Raw genomic sequence first — 22,755 nt, 5'->3', positions numbered from 1 at the left:
ATTTTGTTTGAACGCAGTGATGATGTCTTGGTTAAACAAGCATTGAAAGGCAGGAAATCTGCTTGGCTTGAGCTGTTAAAACGATACGAAAAACCCGTGTATAACTACGCCTTGCGCATGGTCAGTAACCCGGATGATGCACTGGATTTATTGCAAGATATTTTTATTGCGGTATTTCGCAATTTGGCATCATTTAGAGGCGATAGTAAGTTTAAAAGTTGGTTATTTCGCATTGCCCACTATCGCTGTATCGAACATTACCGGCGCAAAAAACCGCATCAATCGCTTGATGATGAACCTGAATTAAGCGCGAACGAAGTGCATAGTTGCCCGGAGCAAAGTATGAAGCAATCGCAGCAATCTGAGGCGTTAACTAGCGCAATGCAAATATTACCGGTGAATCAACGTACGGTCGTAGAGTTAAAGTTTTTTCAGCACTTTACCTTTGACGAGATAGCCGGACAGTTAGGTATCTCGAGTAATACGGTGAAATCGCGACTATACAGCGCATTGGATAAATTAAAAGGCGTTTTGGAGGTCGATTATGTCTAATTCAGAAACCAATCAACAAATCAGCAATGAGCAACAATTTCAGCTTTGGCTCGATGGTAAATTATCAGCAGAGCAAAGTATGCAATTTGAACAAAGCATCAGCGACGATGATGTGCTGCGCCAGCACTTGGCCACGGCTCGTTTTATCGAACAACAAGTGCATTGCCATGAAGAGCATGAAGTGCCGTCATGGGATCGCTCAGCAACGTTTACCAGCAACAAACAACCTTGGTGGCAATGGTCTGGGATGCCGGCATTGTCGATGGCATTTTCCATCTTTGCCATTTGTTTGGTGGTATTTAAGGTAGAACTGGTGATGCAAGATAATGGCTTATTAGTAAATTTTGGCGGCCAATCAGCGAAGCAGTTACCAGGCAATGTTGATGCTCTGGTGAACCAACGTTTAAAAGAGTTTGCCAGCGAGCAACAAACGGTGATGGCCGAATACGTCAAGGATATTAAAGATGATCAACAAGACGGTAATTTAAAACTTGCCACTTACTTGTTAACTGCCACCCGACAGGAACGCCAGGAAGACATGTCAGGGTTTATAAAGTATGTAAACGAGCAACGTGATGAAGATGCCATTGATCAAAAACTTCGTTTTCAAAAGCTGGAATATACGTTGCAGTCACAATCGATTGAGAATCGCTTTGCTCAGCCGCAAATGCCATTAACCAAACAAAATATCAATTTCGAACAACCCGCTGTTCAGGAGAAATAATAATGAACAACTTTAAAAAACTCACTTTACCTTTAGCGTTATTAACCGCACTTGTTAGCCAAAATGCAATCGCCATGGATTATAACCAACTACATCAACAACTTGATATTATGACTGATATTATTAAATCGTCGATTAAAAAACAGAGCGATAGAAAAGGTCCGCAACTTACTCGTATGGAAAGTAATTACTTAGCCAGCCAGGGGGTGGTCTTTACCTTGAATGTCAGTAGAAGCAGTAATTATGGTTTTGATTTTACCATGCCTGTTATGCCAACAGTCCCTGTGGCTCCAAGAGCACCGACAGCGCCAGAAGGGGTTGATAGTGCGGATTTATTTGGCGAAAACTATGAAATTGTGATCGAAGCAGCGATGGAAGAAGCGGCGATAGCGATGGAGTTAGCCAGTGAACATATGCGCTCAAATTCAGAAGAGCAAAGAGAGATAAGAGAGCAAGAGCGCGAATTGGCTTATGAATTGCGGGACATTGCTCGGGAAGAACGTGATTTAAAATACCAGGAATATTCTTTAGAGAAAGAAGATCAAGCCGAGCACAAACAGGAAAAGGCTAAGCTCGAACAGAAAAAAGCAAAAATTGTCAAAGCGAAAGCGGAAATTAGCAAACGCGCAGAACAGTACCAAAAGCAGGTAAAACAGGCCCAAGCGGAAAAGGCTAAGCAGCAGCAAAAATTTTATCAGCAATTGGAAAACACAGTTTCACAGGTATTATGCAATTACGGCGGTGGCTTGAAGGCGCTTCCAGATGATGAATATGTATCAATGATCATCAAAGGCGCAGGCAGCAAGGAGGGCAATCGTATTAAAGATAAAGTGTTGGTGTTTAACAAACTGGATGTGAAAAACTGTGTGTTGGAGCGCATTGACGCAAATACGTTATTAAGCAAAGCCAATGGTTACCAGTTTTAATTAACAAATTTATTACTCTCTAAAGGCATCCTGCCTGCCGGGTATAAGTACATCCCTGTACAAAAAAGCCCGACATGTAAAACAATGTCGGGCTTTTTAATTCAAGGATGAATTAACTTAGAATTACCATGGAAGGTTTAAATTCTGTTAATTTGTTAATAACTGTTTTTATTGAATTGGCGTATAGAAGCCCTCTGAAATTTTAAAATCACCTTCCGCTTTCGTCAGTTTGTCGGCTTCAAAACTCAAAACTAATTTTTTACGCTTATTAAATGCTTCATCTTTGCCAGAAATAAATTCGTAAACGTAATACCAGGTATTACTGTTAAAACTGTCTTTGACAACTGGGTTACCCAACACAAATTTAACTTGTTCTTTGCTCATACCAATTTGTAGTTTATCAATTTGTTTTTGTTCAAGGTAGTTACCTTGTGGGATGTCTATTTTATAAACACATCCAGTTGCCAGGCATAATGCCAAGCCTAAAATTATTGCGCGAGATAACATCTAATTATTTTTTCCTATTTATCCTGAGCAAGGATAATAACCAAGGCTTGCCAGAGATTAAAGTTTTTTGTCAACTTTTTAACAAATAACTCGCTCAGGCATATTATTTAATTTAACTATTCAATGGAGTCATTAGCTGGCCAAAAGTTCCCGGGCATTTGCTAAACTGCTGTCTGTTACTTCATCACCGGCCAATAAACGAGCAATTTCACGCTCCCGGCCTGGCTGGTTAAGTTCTGTTACCTTGGTTTGGGTATGTTTGCCATCGGTGAGTTTAGCCACAAATAGTTGTTGATGGCCTTTACTCGCCACCTGTGGCAAATGAGTAACACAAATCACTTGGGTTGAATGGCCAAGTTTATGCAATTGTTGTCCGACTTTGGCGGCGGTTGGCCCACTGATACCGACATCGACTTCATCAAAAATCAGCGTTGGTGTCACGATACGTTCGGCCAAAATTACCTGTATTGCTAAACTGATCCTCGATAATTCACCGCCTGAGGCGACTTTAGCCAGTGCTTCAACGGGTTGTCCGGGATTCATACTGACCAGAAATTCAATCTCATCGATACCATGGTTTGCCGGTTCATTGAGCTGCTTTTCGGTTATCGCCAGCTTAAATACGGCGTCAGGCATATTTAATTGTCGCATTGAGTTGGTAATTTGTTGCTCTAGTTGTTGAGCCGCGGTGGTACGGCTTTTGTGCAGGCTATTGGCAATCTCGAGATATTGGCTAAAGCATTGCTCCAGTTCGTCGTTGATCACATCGAGACGAGAGTCATCATTGGCGATTGCGTTTAACTGCTTTTTAATATTGCTATGAAAACTCACTAATTCTTCCGGTGCCACTTTATGCTTGCGGGCAAGCTGGATTGCAAATGAGTAGCGCTCTTCAATTAAGGCAAATTTTTGCGGGTCAATATCGATACTTTGCTGGTAATCATTTAAATCTTTGCTGGCTTCTTCCAGCTGAATTCTGGCTTCATTGACTAAACTGGCAATGGCGGCTGCGGCGGAGTCTAATTCGGCCAACTGGCTTAATTGTTCGCTGCTTTTTTGCAGTTGTGTTAACGCACTGCTTTGTTCGGTAATGTTATTACTCTCACTGAGTTGCTCGATGCATTGTTGTGACAGCAGCAACAGTTGCTGGGCATTACTGTTACGTTTGTAGTCGGTTTCTAATTGGGTAAACTCATTATCTTGCAACGCAAATTGATCGAGTTCTTTTACCTGATATTGCAGTAACTGCAGTTGTGCCTGACGCTGTTGCGAGTTTTGCTGCAATAACGTTAATTCGTTATTTAATTTACGCCATTTACTTTGGTAAAATTTCAGGCTAGACAATAACTCCTGATGATCAGCATATTCATCGAGCAAGCGGCGTTGCTCCTGGCTTTTCATCAATAACTGATGATCGTGCTGACCATGAATATTAATTAACAGTTGACCGAGTTCTTTTAATTGCGCAAGCGGCACCGGGCTGCCGTTTATATACGCTTTTGAGCGGCCCTCAATACTAATGATCCTGCGGATAATGCATTCATCGTCTTGCTGTAAGTCATGTTTCGCCAGCCATTTTGTCGCCTTGCTAATATTGCTACTATCAAACGTTGCCGTTAACTCTGCCTTGGCACAACCTGGCCGAACCGTATTGGCTAAGGCACGAGAGCCAAGACATAGACTAAGTGCATCAATGGCGATAGATTTACCGGCGCCTGTTTCCCCGGTTATAGTCGTCATTCCCTGTTGCCAGTCAATTTCGACAAAGCTAACAATGGCAAAGTTTTTAATGGCCAGATTCAATAACATTACGACGCACCCTAATAGTAGATTTTAGACAGTGAGTTTTAATGATTACTGCACACAATAAAAAGCACTGTTAATTTATACAGTAAAATTAACAGTGTTCTTTTTTGAATGCAAGTTTATTTTTTAAACGATAGGGCGAATGACGCAGTAAACTTAATAAACTTAATAAACTTTATTGCCCCAACTGAGCTTGGTACGCAATACATTAAAGTAATCGTGATCGGTTGGGTGGACCAAACGTAAGGTATATTTACTTTTCTTGATGATTATTTCATCGCCAGGCATTACCGCTAAAATTACGTGACCATCACAACTTACCTGTAACTCTTCGTGGTTATTGGCGGCGACTACCAGCTTAATTTCACTGTCGCCATCCACCACAATAGGCCGGGACGTTAAGGTGTGGGGAAACATTGGCACTAAAGATAACGCATTTAAGTTTGGTGTCATTATTGGCCCGCCAGCAGACATCGAATATGCGGTAGACCCGGTGGGCGTTGACACAATAATGCCATCCGACCGTTGCGAGAACATAAAGACATCATCGATATATACGGCAAACTCCATCATACTGGCGACTTTTCCTGGATGCAGCACCGCCTCATTCATCGCACTGTTCGCGCTTTTTAGCTGGCCGTGTCGAAACACTTCGGCATAAATTAAAAAACGCTGTTCGGTTTTTGACTGACCGGCAAGAATATTTTCCAGGGGGTCAATTAAGTTATCCGGCGAAAGATCAGTTAAAAACCCTAAATTTCCACGGTTAACCCCGAGTACGGCAATGTCATAATTTGCTAATACCCTGGCGGCGCCAAGCATGTAGCCATCACCACCAACAACGATTGCCAAATCAGCTTGTTTGCCAATATCAACAATACCAAAACTCAGAGACTGATCTTTATTCAGCTTAGTTGCCACGGTAGATTCGATCATTACCTGATAACCCTTATCTTCCAGATAGTGATGCAAGGCAGCAATTGTGGCTAATGCTCCGTCATGATCGGGCTTACCAAGAAGACCAATAGTTTTATACATTTGCGTCATTTATTCAGTACTAATTTATTGTTTATTATGGCAGTTTTACCGACATTTTGCTTATTGTAAAGGGGCCGAATATTAAATAGTTAAAAATTCTGCTTGAATCCTTTGATAAAGCCCCCATAATTATCTGCAATTGAGAGTTATAACTGCCCTGAGCCCAACGCTAAAGGCAAAACGATATTTTGGAGTTATCAATGACGACCGAGTCAACCAACACTGATAAAGATGCAGTTTCTGCAAATGAAGAGTCTGTAATTAATGGCGAAGAGCAAGTAGTGAATGCAGAGCAAGAGCCGGCAAGCGATGGCGAAACCGTTGCCGAAGTGGTAAGCCTAAGCCCTGAGCAAGAAAAAATTGCCGAACTTGAGCAAGCATTGGCCGTAGCACAAGCAACCGTTGCCGATCAAAAAGATTCTGTTATTCGTGCCAAAGCTGAAGTCGACAATATGCGTCGTCGTAGTGCACAGGAAGTGGATAAAGCGAGAAAATTTGCTCTGGAAAAATTTGCTGCTGAAATGGTTAACGTAGTGGATAACCTGGAACGCGGCTTAGCCACCATAGATGCTGAGTCTGAACAGCAGAAATCAACCTTTGAAGGGGTAAATCTTACTTTGCAGGGGCTAACGTCTGGCTTAGAAAAATTTGGCGTTAAGGCTGTTGATCCACAAGATCAGGCGTTTAACCCGGAATTACATCAGGCTATGTCGATGCAAGAAGTTGAAGGTGTTGAGCCTAATACCGTAATTGCCGTAATGCAAAAAGGTTACGAGCTAAATGGACGTTTAATTCGTCCTGCCATGGTTATGGTATCAAAAGCGAAAGCGTAACTTTAAAGCCGCGAGCTGCGAGCTACTGGCCACGAGCTGTGTATTTGATTAATTCACCAATAGTGTGACAATACCCAGTCTGCCAGAGGCCCGTAGCTGCGAGCAACGAGCTACAGGCTTCTTGCGGTGTATTTGAGCAATTCACCTATCATCTGCCAATACCAAATCTGCCCAAAACCCGAGAGCAGAAGCTCTTTCCCCAAGCTCCAAAGCAATCAACATAACGCATGATTAGTTAAAATTCACCTTGTTGCTATGGACACTATGCTAAGTGAAATCGATACTGCCCCAGTTCCCAGTTCCCAGTTCCCAGTTCCCAGTTCCCAGTTATTGTGAACGTATACTTGAGCATTTTACCTCTAATTTAACAATACCAAATCTGCCCGCAGCAGAAGCCCGTTGCTCCCGATCTTATCCCGCCATTTAAAAACTGTTTGCTAAAGATAAATAAGGTAATGGAGCGATATTCTGATGCAAAAGAAGCGGTAACCTTTGGTAATTTTTAATTAATTCGGCTTTTTTCAGTTTTTTTTCAACTTTTTCAGCTTTTTCTATTGAAAAATAATCCACACCACCCCACTTACTGATTATCAAAGAATTAACTGAACAACTTTATCGGAGATCCTAACAATGGGCAAAATAATTGGTATTGACCTTGGGACAACAAACTCATGTGTTGCTGTATTAGATGGCGACACAGTACGTGTTATTGAAAATGCTGAAGGCGATCGTACTACTCCTTCTATCATCGCATACACAGCGGAAGGCGAAACCTTAGTTGGCCAACCCGCTAAGCGTCAAGCGGTGACTAACCCAGAAAACACCTTATACGCGATTAAGCGTTTAATTGGCCGTCGTTTTGAAGATAAAGAAGTTCAACGTGACATCGACATTATGCCATTTGGTATCAAAAAAGCTGATAACGGCGATGCATGGGTACAAGCAAAAGGCGAAACCATTGCTCCACCACAAGTTTCTGCTGAAGTACTTGCTAAAATGAAGAAAACGGCAGAAGACTTCTTAGGTGAAGAAGTCACTGAAGCGGTAATCACAGTACCGGCCTATTTCAACGATTCACAACGTCAGGCAACCAAAGATGCTGGACGTATTGCTGGTCTTGATGTTAAACGTATCATCAATGAGCCAACGGCTGCTGCCCTTGCTTACGGCATGGACAAAAAAGAAGGCGACCGTGTTGTTGCTGTATACGACTTAGGTGGTGGTACTTTTGATATCTCTATTATCGAAATTGATGAATTAGAAGGCGAGCATACGTTTGAAGTACTTGCCACTAACGGTGACACGCACTTAGGTGGTGAAGATTTCGATAACCGTTTAATCAACTACCTTGTGGCAGAATTCAAGAAAGATGCCGGTATGGACTTAACTACCGACCCATTAGCGATGCAACGTTTGAAAGAAGCGGCAGAAAAAGCTAAGTGTGAGTTATCTTCAGCCCAACAAACGGATGTTAACTTACCATACATCACTGCTGATGCATCTGGTCCTAAGCACATGAACATCAAAGTGACTCGTGCCAAATTAGAATCATTAGTTGAAGATATGGTTAAAGCAACGCTAGAGCCACTTAAAACGGCTTTATCTGATGCTGATTTATCAACGAGTGACATCACTGATGTTATCTTGGTTGGTGGTCAAACTCGTATGCCACTGGTACAAAGCACGGTAACTGATTTCTTCGGTAAAGAGCCACGCAAAGACGTAAACCCTGATGAAGCTGTAGCTTCTGGTGCCGCGGTACAAGCCGGTGTTTTATCTGGTGATGTTACCGACGTATTACTGCTTGACGTTACGCCACTATCTCTTGGTATTGAAACCATGGGTGGGGTGATGACAAAAGTTATCGACAAAAATACCACTATCCCAACCAAGCAATCACAAACGTTCTCAACGGCTGAAGATAATCAAGCCGCAGTAACGGTACACGTGGTTCAAGGTGAGCGTAAGCAAGCGTCACTAAACAAATCTTTAGGTCAATTTAACCTGGAAGGTATTGATGCCGCACCACGTGGTATGCCACAAATCGAAGTAACGTTTGATATCGATGCCGATGGTATCTTGCATGTAACTGCTAAAGATAAGAACACAGGTAAAGAACAGAAGATCACCATTAAGGCATCTTCAGGTTTATCTGATGAAGAAGTAGAACAAATGGTACGTGATGCAGAAGCCAATGCCGATGCTGATGTGAAATTTGAAGAGTTAGTTACAGCCCGTAACCAGGCTGATGGTATGGCTCATGCTACTCGTACACAAATTACTGAAGCTGGTGATGACTTACCAAGCGAAGACAAAGAGAAAATTGAAGCGGCATTAACTGCACTTGATGAAGTCATTAAAGGCGACGACAAAGAAGCGATTGAAGCTGCATCGCAAGCGGTAATTGAAGCGTCTGCCAAATTGATGGAAATTGCTCAGGCCAAAGCGCAAGCTGAAGGCGCTGCAGCTCCTGAAGGTCAAGCTGGTGAACCACAAGCACAACCTGCTGAAGACGTAGTGGATGCTGAGTTTGAAGAAGTGAAAGACGACAAAAAATAATAGCTGTTAACTACTGCTGTTAAAACTAATAAAGCGCTGTTTGCCACTTATGCCTTATGGGTATTGGGTAAAGTCAGCGCTTTATTGTTTATAAAATTCGACTGATTAAGTACACATATTTATGTCAAAACGTGATTATTATGAAGTTCTTGGGGTGGCGAAAAGTGCCACAGACCGAGAGATAAAAAAAGCCTATAAACGTCTGGCGATGAAATTTCACCCGGATAGAACTAAGGGTGATAAAAGTAAAGAAGAGCAGTTTAAAGAAGTAAAAGAAGCTTACGAGATCTTAAACGATGATCAAAAGCGTGCGGCTTATGATCAATACGGCCATGCAGCCTTTGAACAAGGCGGCCACGGTGGTGGCGGTTTTGGTGGCGGTGGCGCTGACTTTGGCGATATCTTTGGTGATGTTTTTGGTGATATCTTTGGCGGCGGTGGCCGTGGTGGCCGTGGCGGTCAATCAAGAGCGCGCCGTGGCAGTGACTTACGTTACAACCTGGATATGAGCCTTGAAGATGCGGTGAAAGGCAAAACCGTCGAACTGAAAGTACCAACTTACGTGAATTGCGATCCTTGTGCTGGCAGTGGCGCGAAAAAAGGCACTTCGGCAAGTACTTGTCAAACTTGCCATGGCCATGGCCAGGTACAAATGCGTCAAGGCTTATTTGCGGTTCAGCAAACTTGTCCAACGTGTTCTGGTCGCGGCAAGGTGATTAAAGAACCGTGTACGTCATGTCGTGGTCAAGGGCGAGTTGAGAAAACCAAAACCCTGTCAGCAAAAGTTCCTGCTGGTGTAGATACGGGTGACAGAATTCGCTTGTCAGGTGAAGGTGAAGCCGGTGAAATGGGTGCGCCAGCAGGCGATTTGTACGTACAAGTGAATGTACGTGACCATGATATTTTTGTTCGTGAAGAAAACAACTTGTACTGTGAAGTACCAATCAGTTTCACCGTATCAGCTTTAGGCGGTGAAATTGAAGTGCCAACCTTAGGCGGCAAAGTAAAACTGAAGATCCCAAGTGAAACGCAAACCGGGAAAATGTTCCGTATGCGTGGCAAAGGGGTTAAATCGGTACGCAGTTCAATCACTGGCGACTTAATGTGTAAGGTGGTAGTCGAAACCCCGGTAAACCTTAAGGCTGAGCAAAAAGAACTGCTTGAGCAATTTCAGGCAAGTATGGGCGAGGGCAAAGATGCTGCTCGTTTCCGTCCCAAAGAACAAGGGTTCTTTGACGGGGTGAAGAAGTTTTTTGATTCACTGAAGTAAGATTAAATAATATTTAATATTGACCAAAAAAGGCTGCTCTGCAGCCTTTTTTTTGTTTCAAGCAGCGAGAAACGAAAAGCCACTGATTCTATGCACGTTTTGAATTTAGGAGGTCCCGTTCAAAAGCATAACGGGATGACGTGGTTTAAATAAACAAACACCGTTAAAACTCCAATATTCTTAGAAAAAGTTCACCGTCATTCCGACGAAGGTCGGAACCCCCTTGCTTGACAGTGAGCCATTGCAGTGGGATAACGCGGTGTAAGTTGTCGATATTGGTTAAAACCCGGTTGGCGGGGCTTCAGCCTCACGAATTGAACGCAGGCTGCCAGAAGCTAGTAGCCCGTAGCTCGAGGCCCGAAGCTATCATTGAAACAATACCAAATCTGCCAGTAGCCAGAAGCTCGAAGCTCGAAGCTATTTTTTTTAAATTATAGATAAAGGCTTTGTTATCCATGGTGTTTTAATGCAAAAAAGGTCTATAATTAAATTACTATTTGTATGTGGAGAATGAGTGATGGCGGTACAAAAAAAATTATTAATATTGTTACTCTCTTTTGGCTTTATTGCCCCGGCAAGCGCAGGCTATGAAGAGGCGATTGAAATGATCAACCGCGGTGATTTTACGCTGGCGATAGAAGAGTTAAAACCACTGGTTGAGTTGGGTTACCCGCAAGCTTTATACCAACAGGGCATGTTGCATGAAAATGGTTTTGGCACCGAGCAAGATTATCAAAAAGCATTTGCACTGTACCAAAGAGCGGCAGGGCGAGGTATAGCCGAAGCACAATTTTCTCTTGCGCAAATGTATTTAGTTGGTAAAGGCACCACGAAAGACCGTAAACAGGGCTTTGAGTATACTAAACGGGCGGCTGAAAAAGGCTTAGCCGCTGCACAATATAACCTGGCCATTATGTACCAGGAAGGGGTGGTAACGACCCAAAGTTACAACAAAGCCGCGATTTGGTATGAAGATGCAGCCATGCAAAATTATGCCTATGCACAGTTTAATCTGGCCTTGCTATATTTTGATGGTTTAGGGGTAACTAAAGATCTCGAAATGTCTTATATCTGGAATCGGGTAGCGGCCTTTAATGGTTATTCTCCGGCAGAAAAAAGTATGAATATAGATTCTAAAAAACTCTCCCGCGAGCAAATTAAACGTTGTCGTGAACGCGCTGACGAATTGTATTTAAAAATTGTGCCTAAGATTGAAGAGTATGTACCTTTTGAATTGCAGTCACCTTAAGAAAACGTGAGCCAGTAAAACTAGGGTCAGAGTCGATTTATTGCTGAGTAAAATCGACTCTGACCCTAGCTTTTTGTTATCAGTTATTGGTATTAGCTATTCTTCAGAAAAATTTGGGATCGCAGAACTGCGACTGTGCTCAAACACCAAAGCCGTTTCGACATTAGTCACTTCATCTCTGGAAGTAATTGCTGAAAACACAAAGCGACGCAAATGCTCAGTGTCTGTCACTGACATATGTATATAGAAGTCAAAAGCACCGCCCATATGAAACATGCTAATGATTTCTGGCAACGGCAACAACTGATCTCGTAACGCGTTTACAATTTCTTCCGAGTAAGGTTGCAATTGAATCGCGGCCATGGCTTGAATGTTGCCGCCAATGGTATTGTAATTCACATCTATGAATGAGCCTTTGATCACTCCTGCGGTTTTTAATCGTTTCACTCGCTCTAAACATGTTGATGGCGCAGTGCCAATGGCTGCGGCAAGATCTTTATTGGTGATATCTGCATCTTGAAATAACAAAGTTAAAATTTGTAAATCAATATCATCAAGCTTTTTCATTGGAGTCTCTGTTTTATTATTTAACCTGAGTTCAGGTTATACCAATTTGATTAAGATCTGCTCATTGTTAATCAACTTGCTATTAATTATTATCTGCGCCTACTATACCCGTGCTACCTCAAAGTGCAAGATTTCAGTGGGAGTTAAAAGCAATTTAGGCAAGGCATTAAATTTAGAGAATGGTTGTTCCATTGTTAAAATTAATAACGCGGCATAAATTGCTTTTAAACCCACCGGAACGGAGTGTCTGAGCAATCCCACTTCTTCGTTGCACCTATTTGAAAGGGGAACGCCATTCCTGCATAGCTGCGCCTTGAATTGAGCTTGCTCAGTCACTCAAAACGTATTTTGAACATGCATCTTGAGGCAGCACGGGTATAGACCCAATTAAGTTGTTCAGCATAAGCGATTTAAATGAATTTTTAATCAATTTAAATAATCGTCATTAAGGTATTAATTTTCTTCCCTGTTTTGGTTAAAATGGAGCAAGTATATAAATAAATTCCTTTGCCATGACTCATAACTATCAAGATCTTATCAATATCTTTGCCGAACTGTTCTTTACTAGTGAGAATACTCGTCTGGTGAAAGGTGATGATGAACCCGTGTACCTGCCAGCGGACAGTGGCTGTGACTTTCATCGAGTGATTTTTGCGCATGGATTTTATGCCAGCGCTTTTCATGAAGTTTCCCATTGGTGTATTGCCGGCGCCAACAGGCGGCTGATAGAAGATTTTGGTTACTGGTACGCACCAGATGGCCGAGATGCCCAACAACAACAACAATTTGAGCAAGTTGAAATTAAACCACAAGCGATCGAATGGGCTTTTTGCGTTGCCAGTGGCTTTAACTTTAATGTCTCTGCAGATAATCTCTCGGGTATCGAAGTTGACCGCTTTGGCTTTCAGCATAAAGTTTACTTACAGGTACAGCACTATTTAGCGCATGGCTTCCCAGCACGAGCGCAGCAGTTTATTGATGCCTTAATCGCGTTTTATCAACCTGAGCTGATATTGACCGCCGAAATGTTTGCATTTTCAAAGCCGTTAAGCGAAAACGAGCTGCATATACCAATACCGGTATCCGTCTTAGATGATAGAGCAATAAATGAAACATTTTAAATTAGGTTTTTTAGTGAACCCACTCGCCGGTATTGGTGGCAGCGTTGCTTTAAAAGGCAGTGATGGCGCTAACACTGCCGCAAAAGCATTGGCCTTAGGGGCGAAGCCGAAAGCAAACCTACGCGCCAAGCTCGCTTTAGAAGTGTTATTACCCTACAAAGATAAAATCACCATTTATACCGCCAATGGCGATATGGGCGAAGACAGTGCCAGGGACTTGGGTTTTAATGTGGAAGTAGTTTATCAATATAAAGGCGTCAGCGAGGGCAGGAGCTCTACTGCACAAGACAGTGAACAGTTGGTGCAGGCACTGCAACAACAGGGCGTCGATTTATTGCTGTTTGCCGGTGGTGATGGTACCGCACGCAATGTCAGCCATCAGGTTGATGGTTACTTTCCGGTGTTAGGTATTCCGGCAGGTTGTAAGATCCACTCCGGTGTCTATGCCTTAACGCCAACATCGGCAGGGCGGGTAGTAGAATTAATGGTAAATAATGAACTCGTTTCATTTCATCAGGCTGATGTTATGGATATTGATGAAGCGGCATTTCGCTCAGGCGTGGTTAAAGCGAGACGTTATGGAGAAATGCAAATACCCAGTGAGTTGCAATATATACAGGCAGTAAAATCAGGCGGCAAAGAAACCGATGAAATGGTGCTAATGGATATTGCCGCCCATGTCATTGAACTTATGGATGAAGAGTTATTTGTTATCGGCTCGGGCTCAACGGTTGCTGCCGTCATGGAAGAACTGACGCTAACCAATACTTTGCTTGGCGTTGATTTGGTCAAAGAACAAGATTTAGTGGCTACCGATGTTATTGAGGCCGATTTATATCAAGCTATTAGTGACAGTCAAAATCAAAATCCAAATCAGGCAAAACTGGTCATTACCGTGATCGGTGGTCAGGGCCATATTTTTGGTCGCGGCAATCAACAACTAAGTCCAAGGGTTATCCGCGCGATTGGTAAAGACAATATCATTGTGATTGCCAGCAAAACAAAATTACAAGCATTAAACCAACGGCCATTAATTGTCGATACCGGTGATAAGCATTTGGATCTCGAATTATCAGGCTTTATTCCGGTGGTCACCGGATTCCATGATCAAGTGCTTTATCCTGTTGCCAGTCCCGGCCTGAGCTAATGTCACTATCCTATATACCCGTGCTACCTCAAGATGCATGTTTCAGAGTGACTGAGCAATCTCAATTCAAGGCGCAGCTATACAGGAATGGCGCTCCCCTTACAAATAGGTTCAACGAAGAAGTGGGATTGCTCAGACACTCCGTTCCGGTGGGTTTAAAAGCAATTTATGCCGCGTTATTAATTTTAACAATGGAACAACCATTCTCTAAATTTAATGCCTTGCCTATATTGCTTTTAACTCCCACTGAAATCTTGCACTTTGAGGTAGCACGGGTATATATAAATTTAACCATTAACCGATGACAATTATGATGCCAACATCCTCCCCTGAACACTTACAAACTATCAATTCTTTGGCGCTGCTGTGCCAATATTTTGATAGCATTATTGACCTGGATAATGATGATCTGCTGTTTGCCAGCAGTTATTTACGTGGCTTTATTGAAGTCGCGGCAGTAGAATTTGGTGATGATCAGCAATTACTTTGCCGAGACTTAGCCGCCATTATCAGCCAACAATTAGCGGCTGCGAGTGCGGAGCTTAATGTGGAGGATAAAACTCATGTGGATGAATTTTGGCAGAGTATTAGCCCTCTGTTTTGTTATTAACCACGGCGTTGTCGTTAACATGGTTGAGTGGCTTTTGATAAGTCGTAACTTAAATGCAAGAGCTATGCGCTACGGTTTGTTCTTTATCAAATCACGGATCACAAAGCGGTTTGGCGACAAGTTAAACAGCATTTCTTCATCGACCGGGTAATCGTCATTGCAAATCTCTGCGGCCAAAATTTCGGCCAATAATGGTGCAGAGCACAGACCTCTGGCACCCAACCCGGTTAATACATATAAACCATTTTTCAGTGGCGCCGATTGCTTATAATGCCAATTTTTATCTTTGCTTAAATGTTGATAATACTCTTGGTGTTTTTCAATATTGGGCACTCGTCCCACCATAGGTAAATGATCGGGCGTGCAGCAACGCAACCTGGCTTTACTCGCCGTTACATCTGCCATGCTCCAGTTGCCAATATCGCCTAAACAACTGGCCAACATATCAATATTGTATTGGTTATCCTCATCGCGTAAGCGAGTGTCGTTATCATCCTTGTCAAACGTAGCGCCGATACAATGTACGCCATTATTTTTTGGTGTCAGATAGCCTTTATGGCAAAGAACGGTTTTTAAATTTTTAATGCTGTCATTGCTCTGCATTTGGCTTACCTGACCGCGCACCACAGACAAGGGTAGCTGTGCTAATGACTCAACATCGACACTGTCAGCGCCAGTACAGAAAATTAAATTTTGTATTTGTTTTTGGCCTTTATTGGTGGTCAATAACCATCTATCATTGGCCAGAGGTTTTACCGCCAACACTTTTCGTTTGGTTTTTACTTTTACCTTGCCTGTTGCTATGGCGGCCTGCATTATGGCTTGTACTAATTCTGGCGGACAGACCCAACCGGCTCTCGGCATGTACAAACCGGGATGATCAACGCCGATACCACTTATGTCGTTTACTTGCTGTTTGCTAATGCCATGAATAAGGTCTTCTGGCCAAACACCTTTCTGAGAGAATATTTGTTGGCGTTGCACTAATGCGTCTTTGTAGGAGACATCGATTAAGCCGTCGAAACCGTGACTAAATTGATAGCCTTGGGCAATTAACTGTTTGAATAACGCCAGTGAGTGCTCAAAGCCTTGTTGATAAAACAGGCTCAAACTGTCTTTATCTTGATGCAAAATCGGGTACACTGCGCCGATGGCATTACTGGATGCGCCCTGGGCGATTTGCTCATCTTTACACAATAAAGTGACATTAATGCCTTTATTGGCTAACGCTAATGCGGCACAGGCACTGGCAAGCCCGCCCCCGACAATCGTCGCGTGCTGCGAACTTTCGACTTTCTCTCTTATTTTAAACCCGGTTAACGGTTTGCCTTGCCTTAGGCCGACGAATCTGGCTTGCGTCGATTCCGTTTTCTCGGCGTCATTTATGTCGTTGCCGTAGAAGATCTTGCTTACTTTGAAGCCAACTTCACTCAAGCCGCGGCGAACAAAGCCTGCCACCGTGAATGTGCCTAAACTGGCGCCTTTTTTTGCTAACCGCGCGAGCTGTAAAAATAACGCTTTGCTCCACATCTCTGGATTTCGACTCGGGGCAAATCCATCAAGATAGAATGCATCAACCAGGCCTTGCTCGGGAACATCAATAGCAGTAAATGCCTCACTGGCATCCCGAAAGTGTATGGTTAATGATACGTCACCGTTGGCAAATGTATAAGTTTGTCGGGCGTTTTCAGTGATGTCATACTGGCCGAGTAATTGCTCACTGACATCGTCAAACTGCGGCCAAAGCTTGAGCGTTTTGCTCATATCCTGCATGGTTAACGGGTATTTTTCTGTACTGATAAAGTGCAATTTTAAGGAACTATTGCTACGTCGTTTAAAGGCAATAAATTTTTCCAGAGTCAAAAAGAAGTTCAAACCGCTGCCAAAACCGGTTTCGGCAATGACAAATACACTCGCGCTGAAATTTAGCCAGGTTTGCTCAATATTGTTGGCTTTAATGAACACTTGTTCACTTTGTTGGCAACCTAAGGTGTTATCGAAATAGATATCGTCAAAATCGGCTGAAAATGGAGCTCCACTTTTATCAAATTTTACGTTTGCTGTTTTTATTGGTGACACAGGAGGCGATCCTTGTTTTCAGTTTTGATCAAAATATCGTGCGTTAAGGCGCTAATTTTGCTAAATTTTAACCCGTCAACGCGATATTATCTAGTAGAGTCGATGGAAAATCAGCGTACAGCTGTACACTGGACAGACCAGATCGACAAATAAACGTAGTATGATACGCACAGTTCAATCAATAAATGATGGTTATATATATAATGAAACGTGTAGTTATTACAGGTCTTGGTATTGTTTCTTCAATCGGTAACAACGCCCAAGAAGTTCTAGAGTCTTTAAAAACTGGTAAGTCAGGCATTTCTCGTTCAGAGAGCTTTGCCGAAAACGGATTACGTAGTCAAGTTTGGGGTAAACCAGACATTGAGCCAAGCGAGCACATAGACAGAAAAGTATGGCGCTTTATGGGTGATGCCGCAGGTTATGCCTACATCGCGATGGAAGAAGCGATTAGCGACGCCAAATTAACGCCTGAGCAAGTATCGAATTTCCGTACCGGTTTAATTGCTGGTTCTGGCGGTGCATCATCGTTAAACGTAGTAAATTCAGCAGACACATTACGTAACCGTGGTGTTAAGCGTGTTGGTCCTTATGCGGTACCAAAAACCATGTCATCGACATGTTCAGCTTGTCTTGCCACTCCGTTTAAAATTTTAGGTAATAATTACTCAATCAGTTCAGCTTGTGCTACTTCGGCACACTGTATTGGTCATGCCGCAGAGCTTATTCAACTGGGTAAACAAGATGTTGTTTTCGCCGGTGGTGGTGAAGAAGTCGATTGGTCATTGGCGATGATGTTTGACGGCATGGGGGCGTTATCAACTAAGTATAATGACACTCCAGAGCATGCTTCTCGCACTTACGATGCAAACCGTGACGGTTTCGTTATCTCTGGTGGTGGCGGTATGGTTGTGGTTGAAGAATTGGAACACGCATTAGCTCGTGGCGCCCATATTTATGCGGAAATCGTAGGTTACGGTGCAACGTCTGATGGCTACGATATGGTAGCACCAAGCGGCGAAGGTGCCGTTCGTTGTATGCAACAAGCGATGGAAGGCGTTGACGGTAAAGTTGATTACTTAAACACTCACGGCACATCAACACCGGTTGGTGATGTGAAAGAGCTTGGCGCCATTCAAGAAGTATTTGGTAAAGACTCACCAGCAATTTCTGCAACCAAAGCGATGACTGGCCATGCGTTAGGCGCCGCTGGTGTACACGAAGCCATCTATACTATGTTAATGATGGAACATAACTTTGTTGCCCCATCAGTAAATATTTCTGACTTGGATGAAAAAGCCATCGGCCTTGATATCGTATCTGAAGCACGTGAAGAAAACATTGATTTAGCAATGTCAAACAGCTTCGGTTTTGGCGGTACCAACTCAACGCTGGTAATGAAGAAATATAAATAAGCGTAAGCGAATTTAATATCCCCAAAAAACCAGGTATGTCCTGGTTTTTTTATGCCTGGAATTGGGTACCGGGAGCAGGATATAAGGGGAAAAGGTATCAGGTTAAAGTTTTGAGGGCTTCGAACTGCTTTAAGCCGTAGACTTTAAGCCGTAGACGCCTAGATTCAATCTGGCATTTTAGTTCGCAAATCAGAATAATACCTGACAGTCTATATAGAGCCGTACAATACACCACTCAATCTAGAAAAAACACGCCGTCATCCTGTGCGAGTTTAAGCGAGACACGGGACCTCCTTACGCATGCTGTGGTTTTAAAATTAAATAAAATCAAATTTTTACAAGCACACTATTACTGGAGGAGGTCCCCGATGTCGCTTGAGCTCCTCGAGGATGACGGCGTACTTTCTCTACTTCTGCAAGTGGCACGGAGAGGTCTGTCAGGCTAGGTTAAAACTTATAACTAAACCTGTCAGATTACATCTTAACTTTACAATTACGTATACTCTTCTATTTGTATCACCTTCGCTTGACCCTTCTCTAAACTGATTATGCCTTCCATCCACACATATTTATTCAGTTTTTTAGAGCGATAGCGCAAAATAATTTTTGCTTCTCTATTACCTAATAATTCCGAAGAAATGAAAGCGACATCAGTGCCAATGCGCGAGCGACTTTTATGGCCTTGCCGCAAGTAATCAATGTATTCAGATTTAGAATATTTAAGGACGAAGCCATAGCCGTTCGAACCTTGGGTGACGATAACGGTTAATTCTGGGGATAGCACCGTCTGCAGCAGGCCTTTCGCTTCTGTTTTGTGAAAATCGATAAATTGTTGTGCAATATGGTTTATCGCCGCTTCAGACAGCACTTCTTCAGCTAGCGCTGCAGTACTCATGTGAAACCAAACCAAAAGCAACAAAAGTAATTTCTTCATACCCTGCTTATCAACGCATCCGTTAGCACGAAGCGATTTTTTGCCAGCATGAATAAATCCGTTTTTTACCGCAAGGCTGAAACCACTTCCCAAGTCACAATATGGCGTGTGCTATATTAAAGGGACGTATATTTTTGTTATTTAAGTTTACTTACCTTTTCTAAAGATAGCGCACTTTTGCTGAAATAGGGTAATCAATTTTGCAAAAAACGACCTTTTCTTATCAAATTAGCCAAATTTGCACTGGTCCGGTTTTTTTTTAGTCGAAATAGTGATACTAATAATTTCAACCAGTTAACAAAATTCAACCGCTGGTTCTTATATGATTGACTGATGCTGTACATTGCTTATAATATACAGCCTAACTATGACGATAATTTATTAAGGTAAATTCTATGCAAATCGGAATACCTAAAGAAACACTTTCCGGTGAAAATCGTGTTTCAGCCTCGCCGACATCCATTCAAGCACTGATAAAGCTTGGCTTCGACGTTGTTGTTGAGCAAGGTGCTGGCGATAACGCCAGTTTTAATGATGACGTTTATCAGCAAGCAGGAGCAGGCATTGTAAAAACTGCCGATGCCTTGAACGCCGATATCGTGCTAAAGGTAAATCAACCAACAGATAGTGAAGTAGACCTGTTAAAAGAAGGGTCTACCTTGGTGAGTTTTATTGCACCTGCGCAAAATAATGAGCTGCTTGAACAGCTTAAGTCTAAAAAAGTGAACACTCTGGCCATGGAAATGGTGCCAAGGATGACCCGTTCACAATCTATGGATGCGTTAAGCTCGATGGCAAACATTGCCGGTTATCGAGCCGTGATCGAAGCAACCAATCATTTTGGTCGCTTTTTGACCGGGCAAATCACTGCCGCCGGAAAAATTCCTCCGGCGAAGGTTATGATCATCGGTGCCGGTGTTGCCGGTCTTGCTGCCATAGGTACTGCCGGTAGCTTAGGGGCAATTGTTCGTGCTTTTGATACACGTCCAGAAGTAAAAGAGCAAATTGAAAGCATGGGTGCTGAATTCCTTGAGTTAGATTATGAGGAAGAAGAAGACACCGGTAGTGGTGACGGTTACGCCAAAGAAATGAGCCAGGCCTTTATTGACGCTGAAATGGCATTGTTTTTAGAACAGGCAAAAGACGTCGATATTATCATTACCACGGCGATGATACCTGGGCGTCCTGCACCTAAACTTATCACCGAAGAAATGGTACTGGCAATGAAGCCGGGTTCGATTGTGGTAGATCTAGCGGCCCCTGGTGGTGGTAACTGTGAACTTACTGTTCCGGGTGAAATTAACGAAGTAAATCAGGTGAAAATAATCGGCTATACCGATTTCGTCTCACGTCTGCCGAACCAGTCTAGTCAGCTTTATGCCAATAACTTAGTTAATTTAATGAAGTTATTGTGTAAAGAAAAAGACGGCAACATCAATATCGATTTTAATGATGAAGTGCAACGTAACATGACCGTGGTTAAAGATGGTGACATTACTTTCCCACCTCCGCCAATTCAAGTGTCAGCAGCACCCGCGGCAAAACCGGTTGAAGCTGCTGTAGTGGTAGCAGACGAAGAACCAAAATCAAGTATTCCTAAATACATCGCAATGGCGGTGGCTGCACTTGGCTTTACCTGGGTTGCAAGTGTCGCCCCAGCAGATTTCTTATCACACTTTACCGTGTTTGTATTGGCATGTGTTGTCGGCTACCACCTGGTGTGGAACGTAAGTCACGCCTTACATACGCCCTTAATGAGTGTTACCAATGCCATATCCGGTATTATCGTGGTCGGTGCCTTGCTGCAAGTCGGCAGTGATTCACTGATAGTGCAGGTTCTTGCCGGGATTGCCATATTAATCGCCACCATCAATATTGCTGGTGGTTTCTTTGTTACTAAGCGCATGCTTAAAATGTTTAGAAAGTAGGGGAGTAGTAACAATGAATGAAGGAATTATTACTGCAGCATATATTATTGCTGGATTATTATTCATTATGAGTCTTGCTGGTCTCAGTAAGCAAGATAGTGCCGAAGCGGGTAACTGGTACGGCATTATTGGTATGACCGTTGCCTTAATCGCAACCATTGCCAACCCGAGTGTAACCGGAGTGCCACTAATCATCGCTTGTATGGCGATTGGTGGCTTTATTGGTATCCGTTTAGCCAAAAAAGTGGAAATGACGGAAATGCCCGAGCTGGTTGCTATTTTGCATAGCTTTGTTGGTTTGGCCGCGGTATTTGTTGGTTTTAATAGCTATTTTGATCATAGCGCTTTAATGATGGGCGCGGCGTTAACGATACATAATGTTGAAGTGTTTTTAGGCGTATTTATCGGTGCGGTAACCTTTACTGGTTCTGTCGTCGCCTTTGCTAAATTGCGCGGTATCATCAATACTTCTGCACTTATGTTACCGCAGCGGCATAAATTAAACTTGATTGCCATCATCGCCTGTGTGTATTTAATGGTGCAGTTTGTAGAAGCCGGTGGCGCAACCACACCATTATTGATCATGACTTTTATTGCCTTTGTCTTTGGTTGGCATTTAGTGGCTTCCATTGGTGGTGCCGATATGCCGGTAGTTGTGTCTATGCTTAACTCATATTCGGGTTGGGCTGCAGCTTCCGCAGGTTTCATGTTAGGCAATGATTTATTAATTATTACCGGTGCTTTGGTGGGCTCTTCGGGGGCAATATTGTCTTACATCATGTGTAAAGCAATGAATCGCTCGTTCTTTAGTGTTATTGCCGGTGGTTTTGGTACCGACGTACACGTTGCCAGCGATGTCGATTACGGTGACCATATTGAGATCACCGCTGAGGCAACGGCGGATTTACTAACCGAAGCGAAAACGGTAGTGATTACCCCTGGTTATGGTATGGCCGTAGCACAAGCGCAATACCCTGTGTATGAAATTACTCGTGCCCTACAAGAAAAGGGCATTGAAGTACGTTTTGCCATTCACCCGGTAGCGGGTCGCTTGCCAGGTCATATGAATGTACTGTTAGCGGAAGCGAAAGTCCCTTACGATATCGTTCTTGGGATGGAAGAAATCAATGATGACTTCCCGGAAACTGACGTAGTACTGGTCATTGGTGCCAACGATACGGTGAACCCTGCAGCCGCAGAAGATCCAACCAGCCCAATTGCCGGCATGCCGGTATGTGAGGTGTGGAATGCGAAACAAGTGATTGTGTTTAAGCGTTCAATGAATACGGGTTATGCGGGTGTGCAAAATCCATTATTCTTTAAAGACAACACCGCGATGTTATTCGGCGATGCGAAAGACTCCGTTGAGAAGATTTTTAAAGCTCTATAAGGTAGCATTTTAAAGACAACACTCAAGATGGTTATTCGGCGATGCGAAAGACTCGGTTGAGAAGATTTTTAAAGCTCTATAAGGTAGCATTTTAAAGACA

Annotated in this window: 20 protein-coding genes; 13 read left to right on the top strand and 7 right to left on the bottom strand. The window is 43.0% G+C overall.

The features are described from left to right. Positions 1 to 3: 3 nt before the first annotated feature. The 3 genes from ND16A_RS06610 to ND16A_RS06620 are packed head-to-tail and all read left to right on the top strand — an operon-like array spanning position 4 to position 2,202. Positions 4 to 552, top strand: coding sequence for an RNA polymerase sigma factor (locus ND16A_RS06610; protein ID WP_033078170.1), 549 nt, complete (start codon positions 4 to 6; stop codon positions 550 to 552). After that, complete coding sequence (locus ND16A_RS06615; RefSeq protein ID WP_033078169.1) at positions 545 to 1,276, top strand: hypothetical protein; 732 nt, start codon at positions 545 to 547, stop codon at positions 1,274 to 1,276. Before ND16A_RS06610 ends, ND16A_RS06615 begins: the two co-directional genes overlap by 8 nt. A gap of 2 nt (positions 1,277 to 1,278) precedes the next feature. Further along, entirely contained in the window at positions 1,279 to 2,202 is a 924-nt protein-coding gene (locus tag ND16A_RS06620; RefSeq protein WP_033078168.1) for a hypothetical protein, read from the top strand. Between the two features lie 168 nt (positions 2,203 to 2,370). Here the strand turns inward: ND16A_RS06620 and ND16A_RS06625 are convergent, their stop codons facing one another. The 3 genes from ND16A_RS06625 to nadK all read right to left on the bottom strand — a co-directional run bounded on the left by ND16A_RS06625 (position 2,371) and on the right by nadK (position 5,562). Next, entirely contained in the window at positions 2,371 to 2,709 is a 339-nt protein-coding gene (locus tag ND16A_RS06625; RefSeq protein WP_052073160.1) for an outer membrane protein assembly factor BamE, read from the bottom strand. Between the two features lie 132 nt (positions 2,710 to 2,841). Continuing rightward, complete coding sequence (gene recN / locus ND16A_RS06630) at positions 2,842 to 4,518, bottom strand: DNA repair protein RecN (protein ID WP_033078167.1); 1,677 nt, start codon at positions 4,516 to 4,518, stop codon at positions 2,842 to 2,844. 162 nt (positions 4,519 to 4,680) lie between these two features. Continuing rightward, positions 4,681 to 5,562 carry an NAD(+) kinase gene (gene nadK, locus ND16A_RS06635; protein ID WP_033078166.1) on the bottom strand — a complete coding sequence of 294 codons (882 nt, stop codon included), beginning with the start codon at positions 5,560 to 5,562 and terminating at the stop codon, positions 4,681 to 4,683. Positions 5,563 to 5,753: 191 nt separating this feature from the next. Between nadK and grpE the strand changes: the two genes are divergently transcribed. Beyond that, positions 5,754 to 6,386 (top strand): nucleotide exchange factor GrpE, encoded by a 633-nt coding sequence (gene grpE / locus ND16A_RS06640; RefSeq protein WP_033078165.1) that lies wholly within the window; start codon positions 5,754 to 5,756, stop codon positions 6,384 to 6,386. 423 nt (positions 6,387 to 6,809) lie between these two features. Here grpE and ND16A_RS21340 read toward each other — a convergent pair whose 3' ends face one another. Then, positions 6,810 to 6,956, bottom strand: coding sequence for a hypothetical protein (locus ND16A_RS21340; protein WP_160173523.1), 147 nt, complete (start codon positions 6,954 to 6,956; stop codon positions 6,810 to 6,812). Positions 6,957 to 7,016: 60 nt separating this feature from the next. Between ND16A_RS21340 and dnaK the strand changes: the two genes are divergently transcribed. From dnaK to ND16A_RS06655, 3 genes are all read left to right on the top strand, one after another. Continuing rightward, positions 7,017 to 8,945, top strand: coding sequence for a molecular chaperone DnaK (gene dnaK, locus ND16A_RS06645; RefSeq protein ID WP_033078164.1), 1,929 nt, complete (start codon positions 7,017 to 7,019; stop codon positions 8,943 to 8,945). A 121-nt stretch (positions 8,946 to 9,066) separates the two neighbouring features. Further along, complete coding sequence (dnaJ, locus tag ND16A_RS06650) at positions 9,067 to 10,215, top strand: molecular chaperone DnaJ (RefSeq protein WP_033078163.1); 1,149 nt, start codon at positions 9,067 to 9,069, stop codon at positions 10,213 to 10,215. A 517-nt stretch (positions 10,216 to 10,732) separates the two neighbouring features. Then, positions 10,733 to 11,464, top strand: coding sequence for a tetratricopeptide repeat protein (locus ND16A_RS06655; protein ID WP_052073159.1), 732 nt, complete (start codon positions 10,733 to 10,735; stop codon positions 11,462 to 11,464). A 96-nt stretch (positions 11,465 to 11,560) separates the two neighbouring features. Here the strand turns inward: ND16A_RS06655 and ND16A_RS06660 are convergent, their stop codons facing one another. Then, positions 11,561 to 12,031: an Lrp/AsnC family transcriptional regulator gene (locus tag ND16A_RS06660; protein WP_033078162.1), complete on the bottom strand. Its 471-nt coding sequence runs from the start codon at positions 12,029 to 12,031 to the stop codon at positions 11,561 to 11,563. Positions 12,032 to 12,543: 512 nt separating this feature from the next. Here ND16A_RS06660 and ND16A_RS06665 point away from each other — a divergent pair. The 3 genes from ND16A_RS06665 (at position 12,544) to ND16A_RS0119420 (ending at position 14,909) form a co-directional block, all read left to right on the top strand. Further along, on the top strand, positions 12,544 to 13,152 hold the full coding sequence (locus ND16A_RS06665) for an elongation factor P hydroxylase (protein WP_081945606.1): 609 nt from the start codon (positions 12,544 to 12,546) through the stop codon (positions 13,150 to 13,152). Further along, positions 13,139 to 14,299 (top strand): ATP-NAD kinase family protein, encoded by a 1,161-nt coding sequence (locus ND16A_RS06670; RefSeq protein ID WP_033078160.1) that lies wholly within the window; start codon positions 13,139 to 13,141, stop codon positions 14,297 to 14,299. The genes ND16A_RS06665 and ND16A_RS06670 overlap by 14 nt, the downstream gene beginning before the upstream one ends. Before the next feature lie 310 nt (positions 14,300 to 14,609). Continuing rightward, a complete protein-coding gene (locus ND16A_RS0119420; protein WP_160173522.1) occupies positions 14,610 to 14,909 on the top strand; it encodes a YfcL family protein in 300 nt (99 codons plus the stop codon). Between the two features lie 69 nt (positions 14,910 to 14,978). Here ND16A_RS0119420 and mnmC read toward each other — a convergent pair whose 3' ends face one another. Further along, positions 14,979 to 16,988: a bifunctional tRNA (5-methylaminomethyl-2-thiouridine)(34)-methyltransferase MnmD/FAD-dependent 5-carboxymethylaminomethyl-2-thiouridine(34) oxidoreductase MnmC gene (gene mnmC, locus ND16A_RS06675; protein WP_033078159.1), complete on the bottom strand. Its 2,010-nt coding sequence runs from the start codon at positions 16,986 to 16,988 to the stop codon at positions 14,979 to 14,981. 203 nt (positions 16,989 to 17,191) lie between these two features. On the opposite strand from mnmC, the gene fabB reads away from it, so the two are divergent. Then, the gene (gene fabB / locus ND16A_RS06680; protein ID WP_033078158.1) at positions 17,192 to 18,403 is read left to right on the top strand and encodes a beta-ketoacyl-ACP synthase I; all 1,212 of its coding nucleotides are present in this window, start codon (positions 17,192 to 17,194) and stop codon (positions 18,401 to 18,403) included. A 493-nt stretch (positions 18,404 to 18,896) separates the two neighbouring features. Here fabB and ND16A_RS06685 read toward each other — a convergent pair whose 3' ends face one another. Further along, on the bottom strand, positions 18,897 to 19,298 hold the full coding sequence (locus ND16A_RS06685; protein ID WP_152593886.1) for a hypothetical protein: 402 nt from the start codon (positions 19,296 to 19,298) through the stop codon (positions 18,897 to 18,899). A 434-nt stretch (positions 19,299 to 19,732) separates the two neighbouring features. Between ND16A_RS06685 and ND16A_RS06690 the strand changes: the two genes are divergently transcribed. Both ND16A_RS06690 and pntB read left to right on the top strand, forming a co-directional pair. After that, positions 19,733 to 21,265: a Re/Si-specific NAD(P)(+) transhydrogenase subunit alpha gene (locus ND16A_RS06690; RefSeq protein ID WP_033078156.1), complete on the top strand. Its 1,533-nt coding sequence runs from the start codon at positions 19,733 to 19,735 to the stop codon at positions 21,263 to 21,265. Positions 21,266 to 21,278: 13 nt separating this feature from the next. Then, positions 21,279 to 22,655 (top strand): Re/Si-specific NAD(P)(+) transhydrogenase subunit beta, encoded by a 1,377-nt coding sequence (gene pntB, locus ND16A_RS06695; protein WP_033078155.1) that lies wholly within the window; start codon positions 21,279 to 21,281, stop codon positions 22,653 to 22,655. Positions 22,656 to 22,755: the final 100 nt, after the last annotated feature.

The sequence above is a fragment of the Thalassotalea sp. ND16A genome, from assembly GCF_000764205.1.
In the GTDB taxonomy this organism is placed as follows: Bacteria; Pseudomonadota; Gammaproteobacteria; order Enterobacterales; family Alteromonadaceae; genus Thalassotalea_A.
The sequence above is the reverse complement of the archived record's forward strand: the minus strand, read 5'-3'. Positions and strand labels throughout refer to the sequence as shown.

What these genes read in the sequence shown, in the direction of transcription:
- ND16A_RS06620 (WP_033078168.1), top strand. Translation starts at nt 1,279, where the DNA reads ATGAACAACTTTAAAAAACTCACTTTACCTTTAGCGTTATTAACCGCA.
- ND16A_RS06690 (WP_033078156.1), top strand. Translation starts at nt 19,733, where the DNA reads ATGCAAATCGGAATACCTAAAGAAACACTTTCCGGTGAAAATCGTGTT.
- ND16A_RS06665 (WP_081945606.1), top strand. Translation starts at nt 12,544, where the DNA reads ATGACTCATAACTATCAAGATCTTATCAATATCTTTGCCGAACTGTTC.
- ND16A_RS06625 (WP_052073160.1), bottom strand. Translation starts at nt 2,709, where the DNA reads ATGTTATCTCGCGCAATAATTTTAGGCTTGGCATTATGCCTGGCAACT.
- nadK (WP_033078166.1), bottom strand. Translation starts at nt 5,562, where the DNA reads ATGACGCAAATGTATAAAACTATTGGTCTTCTTGGTAAGCCCGATCAT.
- ND16A_RS06670 (WP_033078160.1), top strand. Translation starts at nt 13,139, where the DNA reads ATGAAACATTTTAAATTAGGTTTTTTAGTGAACCCACTCGCCGGTATT.
- ND16A_RS06655 (WP_052073159.1), top strand. Translation starts at nt 10,733, where the DNA reads ATGGCGGTACAAAAAAAATTATTAATATTGTTACTCTCTTTTGGCTTT.
- pntB (WP_033078155.1), top strand. Translation starts at nt 21,279, where the DNA reads ATGAATGAAGGAATTATTACTGCAGCATATATTATTGCTGGATTATTA.
- fabB (WP_033078158.1), top strand. Translation starts at nt 17,192, where the DNA reads ATGAAACGTGTAGTTATTACAGGTCTTGGTATTGTTTCTTCAATCGGT.
- ND16A_RS0119420 (WP_160173522.1), top strand. Translation starts at nt 14,610, where the DNA reads ATGATGCCAACATCCTCCCCTGAACACTTACAAACTATCAATTCTTTG.
- dnaJ (WP_033078163.1), top strand. Translation starts at nt 9,067, where the DNA reads ATGTCAAAACGTGATTATTATGAAGTTCTTGGGGTGGCGAAAAGTGCC.
- ND16A_RS06685 (WP_152593886.1), bottom strand. Translation starts at nt 19,298, where the DNA reads ATGAGTACTGCAGCGCTAGCTGAAGAAGTGCTGTCTGAAGCGGCGATA.
- grpE (WP_033078165.1), top strand. Translation starts at nt 5,754, where the DNA reads ATGACGACCGAGTCAACCAACACTGATAAAGATGCAGTTTCTGCAAAT.
- ND16A_RS06660 (WP_033078162.1), bottom strand. Translation starts at nt 12,031, where the DNA reads ATGAAAAAGCTTGATGATATTGATTTACAAATTTTAACTTTGTTATTT.
- ND16A_RS06615 (WP_033078169.1), top strand. Translation starts at nt 545, where the DNA reads ATGTCTAATTCAGAAACCAATCAACAAATCAGCAATGAGCAACAATTT.
- dnaK (WP_033078164.1), top strand. Translation starts at nt 7,017, where the DNA reads ATGGGCAAAATAATTGGTATTGACCTTGGGACAACAAACTCATGTGTT.
- recN (WP_033078167.1), bottom strand. Translation starts at nt 4,518, where the DNA reads ATGTTATTGAATCTGGCCATTAAAAACTTTGCCATTGTTAGCTTTGTC.